Below are 16,229 nucleotides of genomic sequence, written 5' to 3' on the forward strand. Positions count from 1 at the left end.
CCCAGCCCTCCAGACTTCGCAGGCCGAACGCCGCGAAGACAAAGCCGTTTTCCGTCCCGCGCGACACCGCGTCATCTTGTCAAACCGCCCCTCGCGCCCCAACTGCAAAGCCTACCCAAATCACACCTTCGCTCGCGACAGGAGCCCTGATGCCGCATGCCGACAGCCTGATCCTCACCCTGGTCGGGGGCTTCGTCCTCGCCTTCGTGTTCGGCATGCTGGCGCATCGGCTGAAACTGTCGCCCCTGGTGGGCTATCTGGTCGCGGGCGTGATCGTCGGCCCCTATACGGGCGGCTTCGTCGCCGACACCGAACTGGCCCCGCAGCTGGCCGAGATCGGCGTCATCCTGCTGATGTTCGGCGTTGGCCTGCACTTCTCCCCCAAGGATCTGATGCAGGTCCGCAAGGTCGCCATTCCCGGCGCCTTGGTTCAGATCGGCGTCGCCACCGTGCTGGGCTGGGGGCTCGGCCGGTTCGTGCTGGGCCTGGGCGATGTCGAGGCCTTGCTGATGGGCTTTGCATTGTCCGTCGCCTCGACCGTCGTCCTGCTGCGCGCTCTGGAGGAGCGCAAACAGGTCAAGGGCGAGATCGGCCGCATCGCCGTCGGCTGGCTGATCGTCGAGGATCTGGTCATCGTCATCGCCCTGGTCATGCTGCCCATGGTGCTGGTTCCGGCCGGAACACAGACGGACCTCGCCGCCTTGGGAACCGACGTCGGCCTGACCCTGCTCAAGGTCGTGCTGTTCGTCGTCGGCATGCTGGTCGTCGGCGGCAAGGTCATTCCCTGGCTGCTGATCCGCATCGCCCACACCAAGTCGCGCGAGCTCTTCACCCTGGGCGTCCTCGCCATCGCCCTGGGCATCGCCTGGCTGGCCTATTTCCTGTTCCATTCCTTCGCGCTGGGCGCCTTCCTGGCCGGTCTGGTGATGAACGCCTCGCCCCTGGGTCACAATGCGGCCGAGCGGTCCCTGCCGCTGCGCGACGCCTTCGCGGTGCTGTTCTTCGTTTCGGTCGGCATGCTGTTCGACCCGATGATTGTGGTGCGCCAGCCGTGGGCAGTCCTGGGCGTGCTGGGCATCGTCATCGTCGGCAAGTCGGTGGCGGCCCTGGTCATCACCCAGACCTTCAAACTGGATCGGCCGACCGGCTTCACCGTCGCGGCGTCCCTGGCCCAGATCGGCGAGTTCTCCTTCATCCTGGCCGCGCTCGGCGTGTCCCTGGGCGCCATGAGCCGCGAGACCCACGATCTGATCCTGGCCGCCGCCCTGCTGTCGATCTCGCTGAACCCCTTCGTCTTCCTGTTCACCGATCGGATGGGCGGCAAGCCGAAGCCGCCCGCGGCCGGCGCGATCCGCCCCGCAGCGGCGGACGGCCCGATCACGGATGCGGTCGCGGCGCCCTGAGCCTCTTTTCGCGCCGCCCGCCGCCCGCTATCGTTCGCTCATGGACAAAATCGCAGCAGATCAGGCCGTTCTTCACTATGGCGACGGCGAGTTCGCCGTCTTGAAGCCCGGCCGCTTCGTGCGCTGCGCCGTCACGGACAGGCCGATCCCGCTGGAAGTCCTCCGCTACTGGAGCCCCAGCCGTCAGCAGCCCTATTTCGGCCCGGCCGAATTCATCGCGGCCCAGCAGGGCGAAAAATGATCCCGTCGCGCCGCGCCCTGCTGACCGGCGCGGGCGCCAGCCTGATCGCCGCGCCATTGATGGCTGAAGACCGGAACACCCTGCCGCTGGCCTTGAACGGCGCCTGGCGTCAGGGCGGCTACGCCTTCGGTCGCACCGCGCCGCGCGCCCTGATCTTCATCGACGGCGAGGCCCTGACCACAGCCTCGGCCGCCGGCCTCTTCGTGATCGGCTTCGACCGCGACGCCGGTTCAACCACCCAGGTCGAGGCCCGGTCCGGCGACCGGTCCGCCCGACGCACGCTCGCCATCGCCCCCTACGCCTTCCCCTCGACCAGCGTGAACGGCCTGCCGCCCTCGACCGTCGAGCCGAGCGACCCCGCCCTCCTGGCCCGAATCCAGCAGGAGATCGCGCTGAAAACCGAGGGCTTCGCCAGCCGCATCGACACCGACGACTTCAAGGATGGCTTCATCTGGCCGCTGGAGAGCTACCGGGTCTCCAGCGCCTGGGGCGCCCAGCGCGTCCTGAACGGAACGCCCGCCCGGCCCCACTACGGCATCGACCTGGCCGCTCCCCAAGGCAGCGTCATCCGCGCCCCCGCCGACGGCCGCATCGCCTTCGTCCGCCCCGACATGCATTTCGAGGGCGGCCTGACCCTGATCGACCACGGTCAGGGCCTGATCAGCTGCTATCTGCATCAGTCGCTGCTGGACGTGATGCTGGGTCAGCGCATCCGGCGCGGCGATGCGCTGGGCCACGTCGGCATGACCGGCCGCGCCACCGGCCCCCACCTGTGCTGGCGCATGAAATGGCGCGATCGCAACCTGGATCCGTCACTCATGATCGGGGCGCGTGTTCCAGAAAGTCTAGCCTGATCAAAGGCTCCTCTTGCGAGACTACGCATATCCACTTAGCCTCGATCGAAGATCTGGCGGGGCCCGATGTATTCTCTGAAATCGCTGAACGCCCTGCTTGTGGACGACAATCAGAATATGCGCGCCATCGCGTCGGCCGTGCTGCATTCGGCCGACATCCGCAACGTCTATGAGGCGTCCGAAGGCGCCACGGCTTTCGATCTGCTGCGTCGCCACGCGATCGATCTGGCCATCGTCGATTTCAACATGTTCCCGCTGGACGGGGTCGAGTTCACACGCCTGGTCCGCACCAGCCCCGACAGCCCCAATCCGTTTCTGCCGATCATCATGATGACCGGCCATTCCGAACGCAGCCGTGTCTACGAGGCCCGCGACGCCGGGGTGACCGAGTTCATCGTCAAGCCGATCACCGCCAAGGCCGTACTGGATCGGCTGAACGCCGTCATCATGAAGCCCCGCCCCTTCATCAAGGCCGATGGCTATATCGGCCCCTGCCGTCGGCGCCGCGAGACGCCCGACTATGCCGGGCCCTACCGTCGAGGATCGGACGCCTCGCGGTCCAACGCCGCATAGACCTTGTCCGGCCAGCGCTTGTGGACCCAGAACCAGTCCACCGGATGCTCTTTCACACGGTCCTCGACGAAGCGATTGGCGGCCTGGATGCCGGCCAGCGTATCGGCCGCCTTGTCCTCGCTCTGGCTGACCACGATCGGCTCGTGCGCCGTCACCCGGAACCGCACGCCCGGCAGGCGCATCACCGACAGCGGCAGCATGACCGTGTCGAACTTCAACGCCAGCCTGGCCGCTCCAGGCGAGGCATTCACCGGCTGACCGAAGAACTCCACCTCTGGCCCCTGATTGTATTTCTGATCGACCAACAGGGCGATGGAATCGCCGCGCTTCATCCCCGCCATCAGTTCGCGCGTCCCGTCGCCCTTGGGCGCAAACAGGCGGATGCCGTAACGCTCCCGGCTCTGGCGGATCAAGGCGTCTACATACGGATTATTGGCGGCGCGATAGGTCACCTGACACGGCACGCCCGACGCCATGATCACCGCCGCCATCACCTCGAAGTTGGCCAGATGGCCCGAGATCAAAACGGCCGGCTTGCCGCTGTCGCGCAAGGCGTGCAGCCGCTCCATCCCGACCACCTCGACCCGCCCGCCTTCGGGCGTCAGATGATCCATGACCGCCAGTTCGGCGAAGGTCCGGCCCGTCTGATCCCACTGCGCCAAGGCCAGCGCCTCGCGCTCGTCTGCCCGCATGTCGGGAAAGGCGATCCGCAGATTGCGCATCACCGTCTTCTGCGTGCCGGTCAGCGGCCCCAGGGTGCGCAGCAGCCAGCCGCCCAACCCCGACGCCCGCTCGACGCCCAGCAGACGCAAAAAGCCGAACAGCGCCTGAAAGCCGAAGGCCTCCAGGCGCCATGCGAAATCCTGTCGCCAATCGCTACTCTTACCAGGCAATCGTCAATCCACCGTCCACCACGAGGGTCTGGCCGGTCACATAGGCCGACGCAGGGCTGCACAGATAGACCGCCGTGCCCGCGATTTCATCCGGCTGGCCGATCCTTTTCAGTGGCGCGGGCTCGGTGACCGTCTTCAGCAGCTCCGGGTTCTCCCACAGATATTTGGCGAAATCGGTCTGAACCAGCCCAGGCGCGATGCAGTTGACCCGCACGTTCGACGGCCCCCACTCCACCGCCAGATTGCGCACCAGCTGCATGTCCGCCGCCTTGGAGATATTGTAGGCGCCGATCAGCGCGTTGCCGCGAAGCCCGCCGATGGACGAGATCACCAGGATCGCCCCGTCTTTCCGCTCCACCATCTGCGGCGCGACCATCTGGATCAGCCAGTGGTTCGAGATGACGTTATTCTGCAGGATCTTCTCGAACTGGTCGTCGGCGATGCCCGCCATCGGCCCGGCGTAGGGATTGGTCGCGGCGTTGCAGACCAGGATGTCGATCTGGCCAAAGGCGGCGTTTGTCTCGTCGACCAGCCGCTGAAGGTCTTCCTTGGAAGCGATGTTGGCGGGAACCGCGATGGCCCGACCCTCGCCGTACTTGCCGTTGATCTCGGCGGCGACTTCGTCGCACGGCCCGGCCTTGCGCGACGAGATGACGACCTTGGCGCCGTGTTCGGCCAGCCGTTCGGCGATGGCCTTGCCGATTCCCCGCGACGAGCCGGTGATGATTGCGACCTTGCCGGTCAGATCGAACAGTTCCATTGCGTTTCCCGTAGGTTTGGCGGGGATATTTGCAGCCCCGCTCTAGCCGAATGACATTGATAGCCTGATACTCAGGCGATTCCATCCGGGAGTGGCCGACCGCCAGCCGATGCGCAACGTTACAACGGGCTTTCTCTACTTCGCCTATCTGTTCCTCGGCATGACCGTGGGCGCCTTCCTGTGGCGCGCGGGCTTAGGGATCGGCGCAGGCGTGGCCGGAACCCTCGGCGCACTCGGCCTGTTGGGCGCCTTCCACGGCATCGTCACAGGCATCGCAGAGCGCCGCGTCCTGAAGAAGGAAATCGGCCAGGTCCGCGAGGCCCACCGCCTGCTCGCCGATGCGATGGAATCGACCCAGGGCGCCCTGACCGAACTGGCGCACGCCATCGAGACCGGCGTCCTGTCCGACACCGACGCCCTGACCGGCGAGGTCCGGATGCTGGAATCGCTAGTCCAGCAGATGAGCGAAAGCATCGACGAACGTCTGGCCGCCGCGCCTCATATCGGCGTCGAGACTTTCGAGGGCCGTCGCATGGCCCAGTCCAACGTTCTGCTGCGCACCATTCACGAGGCGCTCAGCGAAGGGCGCGTCGATCTGTATCTGCAGCCGGTCGTCTCCCTGCCCCAACGCCGGACCATCTTCTACGAGAGCTTCACCCGGCTGCGCGACGCCACCGACCGCGTCATGATGCCGGCGGAATACCTATCCCTGGCCGAGGGCGAGGGCCTGGTGCCGGCCATCGACAATTTGTTGCTGTTCCGCTGCGCCCAGATCGTGCGGCGGCTGGCGCGTCAGGACCGCAAGGTCGGCGTCTTCTGCAACGTGGCCCTGACCTCGCTGGGCGACGAGACCTTCTTCCCGCAGTTCCTCGACTTCCTCAGCGAGAACCGCGACCTGAACCAGGCGCTGATCTTCGAACTGGGCCAGGCGACGTTCGACGCGCGCGGCGCCATCGAGGCGCGCAACATGGCCAAGCTGGCCGACCTGGGCTTCCGCTTCTCGCTGGACAAGGTGCAGACGCTGGACCTCGACTTCGCCGATCTGCAACGCTCGGACGTCAAGTTCATCAAGGTCGCGGCAGACCTGATGATCGAACAACTGCTGGACCTAGACGGCGGCGCCCCCTTGCGGTCCATGCCCGACATCCAGGCCGCCGACTTCGCCGCCCTGACCCGCCGCTACGGCGTCGAGGTCATCGCCGAAAAGGTCGAAAACGAACGCCAGGTCGTCGACATCCTCGAACTGGACGTCGGCATGGGCCAGGGCCACCTGTTCGGCGAACCCCGCGCCATCAAGGAACAGGTTTTGGCCGAAACCGACCCCCCGGCCGAGTTCCTGCGCTCCACCCTACGCAGCGCCGAGCAGCGTCGTCGGTTCAGCTAAAACGGTCTGTCTCCTCCCCACTCCGTGGGGAGGTGGCACGGCGCGCCTTTGCGCCGTGACGGAGGGGCTTCTTCCCATCACAGGCGCCGAGCCCGCTTCAAAAACCCCTCCACCGCTTCGCGGTCCCCCTCCCCATTTCATGGGGAGGAGACTTTCGCCTCTGCGCCCAAGCCGCTAATCACGGCGCCATGACCCTCCCCCACGCCCTGCCCCACCTCGGCGCCGTCGCCGGCGATTATGACATCCTGCTCTGCGACGTCTGGGGCGTGATCCATAATGGCCGCGAAAGCTGGCCTGGCCCGTGTGAGGCGCTGACGCGGTTCAACCGCGAGGGCGGCCATGTCGTGCTGATCTCGAACTCACCCCGGCCGGCGTCGGACGTGATCGCTCAGCTGGACGGGCTGGGCGTGCCGCGCGAGGCGTGGAAGGCCTTCGTCACCTCAGGCGACGCGACCCGCGCCGAACTGGCCAAGCGCGCGCCCGGCCCGGCCTGGATCGTCGGCCCCGAACGGGACGCGCCGCTGTACGCCGGCCTTGGCCTCGAGCGCGCCGCGTCGCCTGAGGACGCCGCCTTCATCTCCGTCACCGGCCCGGTCGACGACACAGTCGAAACGCCCGAAGATTATCGTGAGCGGTTCGCCGTCGGCGCCGCACGCGATATCGAACTGATCTGCGCCAATCCCGACCGCGTCGTGCAGCGCGGCGACCAGCTGATCTATTGCGGCGGGTCGCTGGCCGACCTGTATGAATCGCAGGGCGGCCGGGTCGTGATGGCGGGCAAGCCCTTCGCCCCGATCTACGACCTGGCGATCAAGGAGGCGCAAGGCCTGTTGGGCCCGCCCGTCGATCGCGCGCGCGTCCTGTGCATCGGCGACGGCGTCGTCACCGACGTGATGGGCGCAAACGCGCAAGGGCTGGACTGCCTGTTCATCGCCCAGGGCATCCACGGCGACCAGGCCAAGGGCGAAGACGGCGCGCTCGATCCCGCCCGCGCCGCCGCTCTGCTGAAGGCGGAAACGACCTATGCGCGATACGCCGCGCTCGAACTGAACTGGTAAGGCTCGCCATTTTGTCGCACCGCCGCTAAAGCCTCATCCATGGTCGAATTGGTTCAGCAGCATCCGTCCGGTGGTTACATCCTGGACGAACTTCACGTCGGCATGGCGGCCGAGAAAATCGTCGTCGCGACGGAGGACCGCATTCGGCTGTTCGCCGAAGCGTCCGACGACTTCAACCCGGTGCATCTGAACGAGGCCTTCGCCTCCAAGACCGCCTATCGCGGCCGGATCGCTCACGGCCTGCTCAGCGCCTCGTTCGGCTCTGCCGTGGTCGGCACCATCCTGCCGGGCGCTGGCTCGATCTACATCTCCCAGACCTTGGCCTTCCATCAGCCAGTGCGGATCGACGACGTGGTGCGCATCCTGATCACCGTGATCGAGGTCGAGCCCGAGAGCGCGCGGGTCAAGCTCAGCTGCGAAGGCTTCGTCGGCGAGACCATGATCATGGACGGCGTCGCCGTCGTCCGCGTCCCCCGCCGGCGCAAACCCTCCCAGCGTTGATGCAGATTGTCCGCGACTGGCGCGACCTGCCGGACGCGCTGAAAGGCGCTGCGGTCGCCGTCGGCGCCTTCGACGGCGTGCATCGCGGGCATCAGGCCGTCATCGCCGGCGCCCGTAACGCGGCGGAACGGCTGGGCGCGCCGCTGGGCGTCGTCAGCTTCGATCCTCATCCCCGCCGCTGGTTCCAGAAGGACGCCGCGCCCTTCCGACTGATGACGGCCGAGCAGATGGCCGAGGCTTTGGCGCCGCTGGGTGTGGACATCCTTTATCTGCTGCCCTTTGACGCCGAGATGGCCGGCATGACCGACGCCGCCTTCGCCGAGCGGGTGCTAGCCGAGGGTCTGGGCATCCGCCACGCCGCCGTCGGGTTCGACTTCACCTTCGGCAAGGGCCGATCCGGCTCGCCCGAGGCCTTGCGCGCCTATGGCGAGCGGCTGGGTTTCACCGTGTCGGTCGCCGAACGGCTGGATGACGCGGACGGGCTGAAACTGTCGTCCAGCGCCGTGCGCGAGGCCCTGAAGGCCGGCGACATGGCCCGCGTCGCCGCCATCCTGGGCCGCCCCTTCGCTATTCGCGGCGAGGTGATCCACGGCGACAAGCGCGGCCGCACCATCGGCGTGCCGACGGCCAATATCGCGCTCGGCGACTACATGCGCCCCGCCTACGGCGTCTATGCGACCCGCAGCCGATTGCCGGACGGGCGGGTGATCGACGGCGTCGCCAGTCTGGGCGTGCGTCCGATGTATGCGCTGGAAACCCCGCTGATGGAGGTCTGGCTGTTCGACTTCGACGGCGACCTCTACGGCCAGACGCTGGACACGGAACTGGTCGCCTGGCTGCGCGGCGAGGAGACCTTCGACGGTCTCGCCGCCCTGAAGACCCAGATAGACGCCGATGCGGCGGCGGCGCGAACCATCCTCAGCCGATCATAGAGGCCGCAGCTCCGCCGCAAACCGCTTCCAATTCTGCACATAGTGTTCGGCTGACATTTGCAGCACGGCGATTTGCGCCGGGTCACGCTCCCTCACCACCTTGCCGGGCTGACCCACCACCAGACTGTTGTCCGGGATGATCTTGCCCTCTGTGATCAGCGCGTTGGCCCCGATGATGCAGTTCCGGCCGATCTTGACCCCATTCAGCACCACCGCCCCGATGCCGATCAGGCTGTAGTCCCCAACCTCGCAGCCATGCAGCATCGCCTTGTGCCCCACCGTCACGCCGCGCCCCAGCGTCAGCGGCGACCCCATGTCGGTGTGCAGCACGCTGCCGTCCTGAATGTTGCTGTCAGGCCCCACGGTGATCGGATCGTTGTCCCCCCGCAGCACGGCGCCGAACCAGACACTGGCGTTGGAATGGAGAATCACGTTCCCTATTACCGATGCGCTCGGCGCCACCCAGTATTCGCCCTGCGGCGGAAGCTGCGGTTTGCTGTCGCCCAAGGCGTAAATGGTCATCTGTACACCGCCTAATCTTTGAAAAACGGGGGCTTTAACGGATCGCTAACCACGATAGCATCATCCTGTTGATGCGATTCGTGGGTCGCCATTTCGGCCCCGGATCCGAAACCGGATCAAGCCCGATCCGGTCATCAAGTCGGGGCTTTCGCGTGGCGCGTTGGGATCCTGGTTCGGTTGTTCGGCGGCGGGCGCACCCCGTTGCAGACGGCCCTGCTGTCGATCCGGGCCGACGCTCTGCAGGCCGCGACCTCTTCCTCCCCAAGACCATCCAAGGCGGCGCCCGTTCGGGTCCGCCTTTTTTCATGCCCTGGAGGCGTCCATGACCAAGCGTGCTGCAACCAAGCGTCAAACGCGTGAACACGGAATCCTGGATTCGCGTGATTTCATGGAGGAGTCGAAAGTTCGTCGGCTTCACGCCCCGCATAACGAGCGATCAGGGTGGTCGCCCTACCCTTCGAACGACGACCGCGACCAAGGCTATCTGAAGACGTTGAAGCCCAAATCCGAGGGCCAGGGCGAGTTGATGGAAGCCATTGACCACCACAACCTGGTCATGGCGCTGGGTCCCGCAGGCACCGGCAAGACCTACCTCGCCGTCGCCAAGGCGGTCGAGGCGCTGGAGGCGGGCAAGGTCGGCCGCATCGTCCTGAGCCGTCCTGCTGTCGAGGCCGGCGAATCCATCGGCTTCCTGCCCGGCGACATGGAAGACAAGCTGGCTCCCTATCTGCGCCCGCTCTACGACGCCCTGTCCGATCGTCTGTCGATGAAGCGGGTCAAGGCGCTGATGGCCGAAGGTCTGATCGAGATCGCCCCGGTCGGCTATATGCGCGGCCGCACGCTGAACAACGCCTTCATCGTCGTGGACGAGGCGCAGAACTGCACCTACGTCCAGCTCAAGATGCTGCTGACCCGCCTGGGCTGGCATTCGACCATGGTGGTGACCGGCGATCCGCAGCAGTCGGACCTGCTGCCCGGCATCTCGGGCCTGTCGGACATCTCGGCTCGACTGGAGGCCGTGCCCGACATCGCCGTGGTGCGTCTGGCCGAGCGCGACATCGTCCGTCACCCGCTGGTCGCCTCGATGATCGGCGTCCTGTAAAGCCCGATCCTGCAGCCGGCGCTGGACGGCGTCGGCTGCAGGCGCGTTGCACCGCGAAACCAAAAGCCATTGTCCCCGGGCGCACCGCACCGCTAAAGGTCGGCTCGCGGCTGATGAGGGATTTCGATGCGCGTAGCGATGATTGGGACGGGCTATGTGGGCCTGGTGTCCGGCGCCTGTTTCGCCGACTTCGGCCATGTCGTCACCTGCATCGACAAGGACCCGTCCAAGATCGAACGGCTGGAGCGGGGCGAAATCCCGATCTACGAGCCGGGGCTGGATGATCTGGTCGCCGCCAATGTGCGCGAAGGCCGACTGTTCTTCACCCTGGACGGCGCCGAGGCCATTCGCCGGGCGGACGCCGTCTTCATCGCCGTGGGCACGCCGACGCGTCGCGGCGACGGCCATGCCGACCTGTCCTACGTCCACGCTGCCGCCGAGGAGATCGCCGGCCTGATCGAAGGCTTCACGGTCGTCGTCACCAAATCGACCGTCCCGGTCGGCACGGGCGACGAGGTCGAGGCGATTATCCGCAAGACCAATCCGAAGGCCGACTTCGCCGTCGTCTCCAACCCCGAATTCCTGCGTGAAGGCGCCGCGATCGGCGACTTCAAACGTCCCGACCGCGTCGTCATCGGCATCGACGACATGACCGGCGACGCCGGCGGCCGCGCGCAGAAGGTCATGAGCGAACTTTATCGTCCGCTGAACCTGAATGAGAGCCCGCTGCTGTTCGTGGGCCGTCGCACGTCCGAGCTGATCAAATACGCCGCCAACGCCTTCCTGGCGATGAAGATCACCTTCATCAACGAGATGGCCGACCTGTGCGAAGCCGTCGGCGCCGACGTCCAGCAGGTCGCGCGCGGCATCGGCCTGGACAAGCGTATCGGCTCGAAGTTCCTGCACGCCGGCCCCGGCTATGGCGGCTCGTGCTTCCCCAAGGACACTATCGCCCTGGTCCGCACCGCCCAGCAGTATGGCGCGCCGACAAAGCTGATTGAGGCGACGGTCGAGGTCAACGACGCCCGCAAGAAGGCCATGGCCGACCGCGTCGCCGCGACCCTGGGCACAAGCGTCCAGGGCAAGACGGTCGCCCTTCTGGGTCTGACGTTTAAGCCGAACACCGACGACATGCGTGACGCCCCATCACTGGACATCGCGCCTGCCCTGATCGCCGCAGGCGCGACCGTCCAAGCCTTCGATCCCGAAGGCATGCATGAGGCCGCTAAGCTTTTGCCGGACATCCAGATGAAGGACAGCGCCTATGACGCCGTCGTCGGCGCTGACGCTGTGGTCCTCGTCACCGAATGGGACCAGTTCCGCGCCCTGGATTTGGACCGCATCAAGCTGCTGATGAAACAGCCGGTCCTGGTCGATCTGCGCAACATCTATCGACCCGAGGACATGAAGCATCGCGGCTTCCGCTACATGGGCATCGGGCGCGGCTGATGGGCGCGCCGATCCTCGTCACGGGTGCGGCCGGCTTCATCGGCATGCACGTCGCCGAGCGGCTGCTGGACCGAGGCGAGCAGGTGATCGGCGTCGATGTCTTCAACGACTATTACGATCCGCGCCTGAAGGCCGCCCGCGCCGCCCGGCTCGAAGGGCGAGACGGCTTCAAGATGGTCCGCGCCGACATCGCCGACCACGAGCAGATGCGTGCTCTGGTCGCGGATGCCGGGGTCAAGCGGATCGTCCACCTCGCGGCCCAGGCCGGGGTCCGCTACTCGCTCGAGAACCCTTTCGCCTATGAACGGTCCAACCTGGCCGGCCATCTGTCGGTGCTGGAGGCCGCGCGGCACAATGACGTGACCCACCTGGTCTATGCCTCGTCCAGTTCCGTTTATGGCGACCGGCCGCTGGAAGGTTCGGGTTTTCGCGAAGACGATCCGACCGTCCACCCGGTGTCGCTCTACGCCGCGACCAAACGCTCGTGCGAACTGATGAGCCAGAGCTACGCCAAGCTCTACGGCTTTCCGCAGTCGGGCCTGCGGTTCTTCACCGTCTATGGCCCTTGGGGCCGGCCCGACATGGCCTATTTCAGCTTCACCCAGAAAATCGTGCGCGGCGACCCGATCGAGGTCTATGGCGAAGGGAAGATGGCGCGCGACTTCACCTATATCGACGACATCGTCGATGGCGTGGTCGCCGTTCTGGACCGTCCCCCCGCGCGGGGCGTGCATGAGATCTACAATATCGGCGACAGCCAGCCCGTCGGCCTGATGGAGATGATCTCCACGCTGGAAACCGCGCTGGGCGTCAGCGCGAACAAGATCATGCGGCCGATGCAGCCCGGCGACGTCACCGCCACCTATGCCGACATTTCAAAGTTGAACGCCCTGTGCGGCTATCAACCCAAGGTCCCGTTGAAGATCGGACTGGAAAAGTTCGTCGCCTGGTGGCGTCAATACGAGAACGGTTGACGCAAGAAGGCTGGGGGGCCGATGCGACGCGAAATCCTGCCGGCGGGCGTCGCCCTGATGCTGTTCGGCGCAACCGACGCCTCGGCTCAGGCTTTGCGCTCGGCTCAGGACGCGCAAATCGACCTCTTCGTTCGCAACCGCGCGGTCGCCGTGCGTGACCGGCCGCAACCCTCCTATGACCCGCTCGGCATCCGGGCCGGCGGCTTCACGACCTTTCCTCGGCTTCAGTCGGGCGTCGTCCAAAACGACAACGTCTTTGCAGCCGAAGACGACCGTCAGCCTGCAACGACCTTGCGCCTGACGCCTGAGGTCCTTGTCCGATCCAACTGGTCGCGCCACGCGCTTGAAACCCGCGCCCGCGCCGAAATCGACCGGAATCTCGATTTCGACAGCGAGAACACGACCGACTGGAGCCTGGGCGGCGCCGGCCGTCTCGACATCGTTCGAGGCGCCGACATCACCTTGGCCGCCGACTACGCCCACGATCACGAGGCCCGCACCGCCGCGGGGGCCGGCCCCGTTGCTCGCCGCCCGATCGCCTTCGATCTGGCCTCCGCCTCGCTGGCGGCGACGCGCACGCGGGGTCCATTGCGCCTCCGGGCCGACGCCGCCGTTCTTCGCTATGACTACCGCGATGGACTGAGCGCTGCCGGCGCCGTAATCGAACAGGACGACCGGGATCGCACCGTCGTCCGCCTGACCGGCCGCGCCGACTACGCCCTCTCTCCCGCGACGGCCCTGTTCGTCCAAATCGCCCGTGATGACCGCGACTATCGCATCGTGTCAGGGTCGCCGGAACGATCCTCTTCCGGCCACGAAGCCCTCGCTGGCGTGGACTTCGAGCTGGGCGCGCTGATCCGGGGCGAGGTCGCCGCCGGATACATCCGCCAGGATTTCCAAAACGCAGCCTATGGCGATCTCGACGGCTTCGGCGGTCGTGCGCGCCTGTCGTGGTTTCCGACGCAGTTGACGACCCTGACCGCCGCCGCCGGGCGCAGCGTCGAGGACACCGGCGTGATCGGCTCGGCCGGCGCCCTGCGCACCGACGTGTCGATCAGCGCAGACCACGAACTGCTGCGCAATCTGATCCTGACGGCGGAAACGGCGTGGAGCGAAGACGATTATAACGGCCTCGACCGCTCCGACACCCGCTTTACCGCTGGTTTTAGCGCCGTCTATCGCCTCAACCGTCGCTATGGCCTGACCGCCGGTCTGACCTATCTCGACCAATCCTCGTCCGGCGCGGTTGCAGGACCGAGCTATCACTCGACGCGCCTGTCCGTCGCGGTCGTCTCGCAGTTCTGAACACACGGCCAAAGCGCGAAGATTGACAACCTGAAGGCGTCATCGCAGGACTGGACGGGACGATCACCGTTCGATGGCGCGATGACCCACCACGACACCGCGATCGGCGGTCCCGGCCAGCCGGCGGACGACGCCATCGACCTCCACGCCCTGATCGCCGCCTTCCGGCGTCGTCTCGGCCTGTTTATCGCTGTCGCAGCAGCCGTCTGCCTGATCGTGCTGGCGCTGATGCTGGGCCAGCCTCCCGTGTATACTGCGACCGCCAGCCTCCAGATCAATACGCGCAAGGAACAGGTCGTTGCGGGCCAGGCCGTGCTGTCGGCGCTCGACGCCGAGGCGGCCATCGTCGACACCGAGGTCGAAGTTCTGAAGTCACCCCAGCTTGCCGCCCAAGTCGTGCAGACGTTGGATCTAATTCGCGATCCCGAGTTCAACGCTCGCCTGCGATCCTCGCCCCTTACCCGGCGCCTGCCGCGCGCCACGCCTCCGGCTACCGACCCTCAGATCGAGCGGCAACAGGTGATCGACGCCGTCCGGCGACGCCTGACCGTGCGCCGCGTCGGCCTGACCTATTCGATGGCGGTCAGCGTCACCTCCGAAAGTCCGATCAAGGCGGCCCGCATCGCCAACGCCTTCGCCGACGCCTATCTCCAGTCTCAACTCACCGCCAAATTCGACGCTAACGCCCAGGCCAACACCTTCCTGGGCGCCCGGCTGGCAGATCTGCGCCGCCAGGTCGAGGCCGCCGACGCGGCCGTCTCAGCCTACCGGATAGAAAACGGCCTGCTCAGCGCCCAGGGCGCCACCCTGACGGAGCAGGAGATCTCGGCCTACAACCAGCAACTCGCCTTGGCCCGCGCACAGCAGGCCGAGCAGGACGCCCGCCTGCGCACCGCCCGCGCCCAGATGGCGGCCGGCTCCAACGGCGACGATGTAGGCGAGGCCCTCTCCTCTCCCGTCGTCCAGAACCTGCGCGCCCAGCGCGCCGCGATCAGTACGCGCGTCGCGGACCTTTCTGTCCGCTACGGCCCTTTGCACCCCGACATGATCCGCGCCCGTCAGGAGCTGTCCGACATCGACGCTCAGATCCAGGCCGAGATCCGCCGTGTCGTCTCCAATCTCGACGCCCAAGCCCAGGTTGCCCGCCAACGCGCCGCCTCGGTCCAGTCCAGCCTGGACGCCGCGCGCGGCGCGCTGGCCGACAACAATGCCGCCTCGGTGCGCCTGCGCGAACTGGAAGGCGAGGCCGAAGCCGCCCGCGCCATCTACCGCGCCTTCTTGGATCGTTATCGCGAGACCAGCGCCCAGACCGGCGTCGAACAGGCGGACGCCCGCATCGTCTCGCGCGCCACGCCTCCGACCGCGCAAAGCGCGCCGAACCTGATGATCAGCCTCGCGCTGGGCCTAATGCTCGGCGCGGCGGCGGGAACCGGCGCCGTCATCATCGCCAACGCCACGCAGACAGGTCTCAGCGGCCCCGATGACATCGAGCGCAGGCTGAGCGTCGCCGCCGTCGGCGCCGTTCCGCTGGCCTCCTCCGTGGCGACGGCTGAGGATCAGACGCTGCATCCGATCGACCTCGTCGTCCAACGCCCGCTGTCGGTCTTCGCCGAGGCCTTCCGGGCGCTACGCACCTCGATCACCCCCATCGTCAGCGTCGTGGGCGAACCGTCCGCGCGCATAGTCGCCGTCACGTCCGCCCTGCCTGGCGAAGGCAAGACCACTACAGCCGTCTGTCTGGCCCGCGTCGCTGCGCGCTCCGGCGGACGCGTTCTACTGGTCGACGGCGACCCGCGTCGGCGCGGCGTGACGCGAATGCTGGGCCTGAACCCCGACCACGGCCTAGCCGAGGTCCTGCATGGCGCAGCGGCCTGGCGAAACGTCTTGGTGCTGGACCCGGCCTCCGGCGCACAACTTCTGCCCCTGTCGGGATCAGGCCTGTCGGCCGACGACCTGTTCGGCGCCCCGCCGATGAACGCCCTGCTCGACGAACTGCGTCAGGCCTTCGACCTGATCGTCATCGACACCGCACCTGTCCTGGTCCTCGCCGACGCCCGCATCCTGGCGGCCAAGGCCGACACCGTCATCCTGCTCGCCCGCTGGCGAAAAACCCCCGCGCGGGCCGTCGCCGCTGCGATCCGCATCCTCAGCCAATCCGGTGTTCGCCTTTCCGGCGTCACCCTGAGCCAGGTCGATGTCCGGGCGGAGGCCGGCCTAGGTTATGGCCAAGCCGACTACGACTACCGGGCCTACAGAAGATACTATGCGGCCTGATTGT

Annotated in this window: 16 protein-coding genes; 13 read left to right on the forward strand and 3 right to left on the reverse strand. The window is 66.7% G+C overall.

The window, feature by feature from the left end; genetic code table 11:
- Nucleotides 1–149: 149 nt before the first annotated feature.
- The 4 genes from PFY01_RS13085 to PFY01_RS13100 all read left to right on the forward strand — a co-directional run bounded on the left by PFY01_RS13085 (nt 150) and on the right by PFY01_RS13100 (nt 3,071).
- Nucleotides 150–1,403, forward strand: coding sequence for a cation:proton antiporter (locus PFY01_RS13085; protein ID WP_066550656.1), 1,254 nt, complete (start codon nt 150–152; stop codon nt 1,401–1,403).
- Nucleotides 1,404–1,443: 40 nt separating this feature from the next.
- Entirely contained in the window at nt 1,444–1,644 is a 201-nt protein-coding gene (locus PFY01_RS13090) for a DUF2093 domain-containing protein (protein ID WP_066624606.1), read from the forward strand.
- Nucleotides 1,641–2,498, forward strand: a complete 858-nt coding sequence (locus PFY01_RS13095) for a M23 family metallopeptidase (RefSeq protein ID WP_271041609.1) — start codon at nt 1,641–1,643, stop codon at nt 2,496–2,498. Before PFY01_RS13090 ends, PFY01_RS13095 begins: the two co-directional genes overlap by 4 nt.
- Before the next feature lie 66 nt (nt 2,499–2,564).
- The gene (locus PFY01_RS13100; protein ID WP_271041610.1) at nt 2,565–3,071 is read left to right on the forward strand and encodes a response regulator; all 507 of its coding nucleotides are present in this window, start codon (nt 2,565–2,567) and stop codon (nt 3,069–3,071) included.
- Here PFY01_RS13100 and PFY01_RS13105 read toward each other — a convergent pair.
- The gene (locus PFY01_RS13105) at nt 3,029–3,964 is read right to left on the reverse strand and encodes a lysophospholipid acyltransferase family protein (RefSeq protein WP_271041611.1); all 936 of its coding nucleotides are present in this window, start codon (nt 3,962–3,964) and stop codon (nt 3,029–3,031) included. The genes PFY01_RS13100 and PFY01_RS13105 overlap by 43 nt on opposite strands.
- Nucleotides 3,954–4,724 (reverse strand): SDR family NAD(P)-dependent oxidoreductase, encoded by a 771-nt coding sequence (locus tag PFY01_RS13110; RefSeq protein WP_135193322.1) that lies wholly within the window; start codon nt 4,722–4,724, stop codon nt 3,954–3,956. Before PFY01_RS13110 ends, PFY01_RS13105 begins: the two co-directional genes overlap by 11 nt.
- 109 nt (nt 4,725–4,833) lie before the next feature.
- Between PFY01_RS13110 and PFY01_RS13115 the strand changes: the two genes are divergently transcribed.
- The 4 genes from PFY01_RS13115 (at nt 4,834) to PFY01_RS13130 (ending at nt 8,599) form a co-directional block, all read left to right on the forward strand.
- Complete coding sequence (locus tag PFY01_RS13115; protein WP_055754202.1) at nt 4,834–6,108, forward strand: EAL domain-containing protein; 1,275 nt, start codon at nt 4,834–4,836, stop codon at nt 6,106–6,108.
- A gap of 188 nt (nt 6,109–6,296) precedes the next feature.
- Nucleotides 6,297–7,166, forward strand: a complete 870-nt coding sequence (locus PFY01_RS13120) for a TIGR01459 family HAD-type hydrolase (RefSeq protein WP_271041612.1) — start codon at nt 6,297–6,299, stop codon at nt 7,164–7,166.
- Nucleotides 7,167–7,205: 39 nt separating this feature from the next.
- Nucleotides 7,206–7,667 carry a MaoC family dehydratase gene (locus tag PFY01_RS13125; protein WP_271041613.1) on the forward strand — a complete coding sequence of 154 codons (462 nt, stop codon included), beginning with the start codon at nt 7,206–7,208 and terminating at the stop codon, nt 7,665–7,667.
- A complete protein-coding gene (locus tag PFY01_RS13130; RefSeq protein ID WP_271043063.1) occupies nt 7,667–8,599 on the forward strand; it encodes a bifunctional riboflavin kinase/FAD synthetase in 933 nt (310 codons plus the stop codon). Before PFY01_RS13125 ends, PFY01_RS13130 begins: the two co-directional genes overlap by 1 nt.
- On the opposite strand, the gene PFY01_RS13135 is transcribed toward PFY01_RS13130, so the two are convergent.
- The gene (locus PFY01_RS13135; protein WP_055754156.1) at nt 8,594–9,121 is read right to left on the reverse strand and encodes a gamma carbonic anhydrase family protein; all 528 of its coding nucleotides are present in this window, start codon (nt 9,119–9,121) and stop codon (nt 8,594–8,596) included. The genes PFY01_RS13130 and PFY01_RS13135 overlap by 6 nt on opposite strands.
- A gap of 310 nt (nt 9,122–9,431) precedes the next feature.
- On the opposite strand from PFY01_RS13135, the gene PFY01_RS13140 reads away from it, so the two are divergent.
- From PFY01_RS13140 to PFY01_RS13160, 5 genes are all read left to right on the forward strand, one after another.
- The gene (locus PFY01_RS13140; RefSeq protein WP_091752533.1) at nt 9,432–10,223 is read left to right on the forward strand and encodes a PhoH family protein; all 792 of its coding nucleotides are present in this window, start codon (nt 9,432–9,434) and stop codon (nt 10,221–10,223) included.
- Nucleotides 10,224–10,349: 126 nt separating this feature from the next.
- The gene (locus tag PFY01_RS13145; protein WP_055805536.1) at nt 10,350–11,672 is read left to right on the forward strand and encodes a UDP-glucose dehydrogenase family protein; all 1,323 of its coding nucleotides are present in this window, start codon (nt 10,350–10,352) and stop codon (nt 11,670–11,672) included.
- Entirely contained in the window at nt 11,669–12,646 is a 978-nt protein-coding gene (locus PFY01_RS13150; RefSeq protein WP_271043064.1) for an SDR family NAD(P)-dependent oxidoreductase, read from the forward strand. The genes PFY01_RS13145 and PFY01_RS13150 overlap by 4 nt, the downstream gene beginning before the upstream one ends.
- A 21-nt stretch (nt 12,647–12,667) precedes the next feature.
- Nucleotides 12,668–13,951: an outer membrane beta-barrel protein gene (locus tag PFY01_RS13155; RefSeq protein WP_271041614.1), complete on the forward strand. Its 1,284-nt coding sequence runs from the start codon at nt 12,668–12,670 to the stop codon at nt 13,949–13,951.
- 81 nt (nt 13,952–14,032) lie between these two features.
- A complete protein-coding gene (locus PFY01_RS13160; protein WP_271041615.1) occupies nt 14,033–16,225 on the forward strand; it encodes a GumC family protein in 2,193 nt (730 codons plus the stop codon).
- Nucleotides 16,226–16,229: the final 4 nt, after the last annotated feature.

Origin of the sequence: Brevundimonas vesicularis, assembly GCF_027886425.1 — a bacterium.
Taxonomy (GTDB): Bacteria; Pseudomonadota; Alphaproteobacteria; order Caulobacterales; family Caulobacteraceae; genus Brevundimonas; species Brevundimonas vesicularis_C.

Bases quoted from the DNA above. Each gene is read 5' to 3' on its own strand.
- PFY01_RS13160 (WP_271041615.1), top strand. From the start codon at position 14,033: ATGACCCACCACGACACCGCGATCGGCGGTCCCGGCCAGCCGGCGGAC.
- PFY01_RS13135 (WP_055754156.1), bottom strand. From the start codon at position 9,121: ATGACCATTTACGCCTTGGGCGACAGCAAACCGCAGCTTCCGCCGCAG.
- PFY01_RS13155 (WP_271041614.1), top strand. From the start codon at position 12,668: ATGCGACGCGAAATCCTGCCGGCGGGCGTCGCCCTGATGCTGTTCGGC.
- PFY01_RS13125 (WP_271041613.1), top strand. From the start codon at position 7,206: ATGGTCGAATTGGTTCAGCAGCATCCGTCCGGTGGTTACATCCTGGAC.
- PFY01_RS13090 (WP_066624606.1), top strand. From the start codon at position 1,444: ATGGACAAAATCGCAGCAGATCAGGCCGTTCTTCACTATGGCGACGGC.
- PFY01_RS13100 (WP_271041610.1), top strand. From the start codon at position 2,565: ATGTATTCTCTGAAATCGCTGAACGCCCTGCTTGTGGACGACAATCAG.
- PFY01_RS13085 (WP_066550656.1), top strand. From the start codon at position 150: ATGCCGCATGCCGACAGCCTGATCCTCACCCTGGTCGGGGGCTTCGTC.
- PFY01_RS13130 (WP_271043063.1), top strand. From the start codon at position 7,667: ATGCAGATTGTCCGCGACTGGCGCGACCTGCCGGACGCGCTGAAAGGC.
- PFY01_RS13115 (WP_055754202.1), top strand. From the start codon at position 4,834: ATGCGCAACGTTACAACGGGCTTTCTCTACTTCGCCTATCTGTTCCTC.
- PFY01_RS13145 (WP_055805536.1), top strand. From the start codon at position 10,350: ATGCGCGTAGCGATGATTGGGACGGGCTATGTGGGCCTGGTGTCCGGC.
- PFY01_RS13120 (WP_271041612.1), top strand. From the start codon at position 6,297: ATGACCCTCCCCCACGCCCTGCCCCACCTCGGCGCCGTCGCCGGCGAT.
- PFY01_RS13095 (WP_271041609.1), top strand. From the start codon at position 1,641: ATGATCCCGTCGCGCCGCGCCCTGCTGACCGGCGCGGGCGCCAGCCTG.
- PFY01_RS13110 (WP_135193322.1), bottom strand. From the start codon at position 4,724: ATGGAACTGTTCGATCTGACCGGCAAGGTCGCAATCATCACCGGCTCG.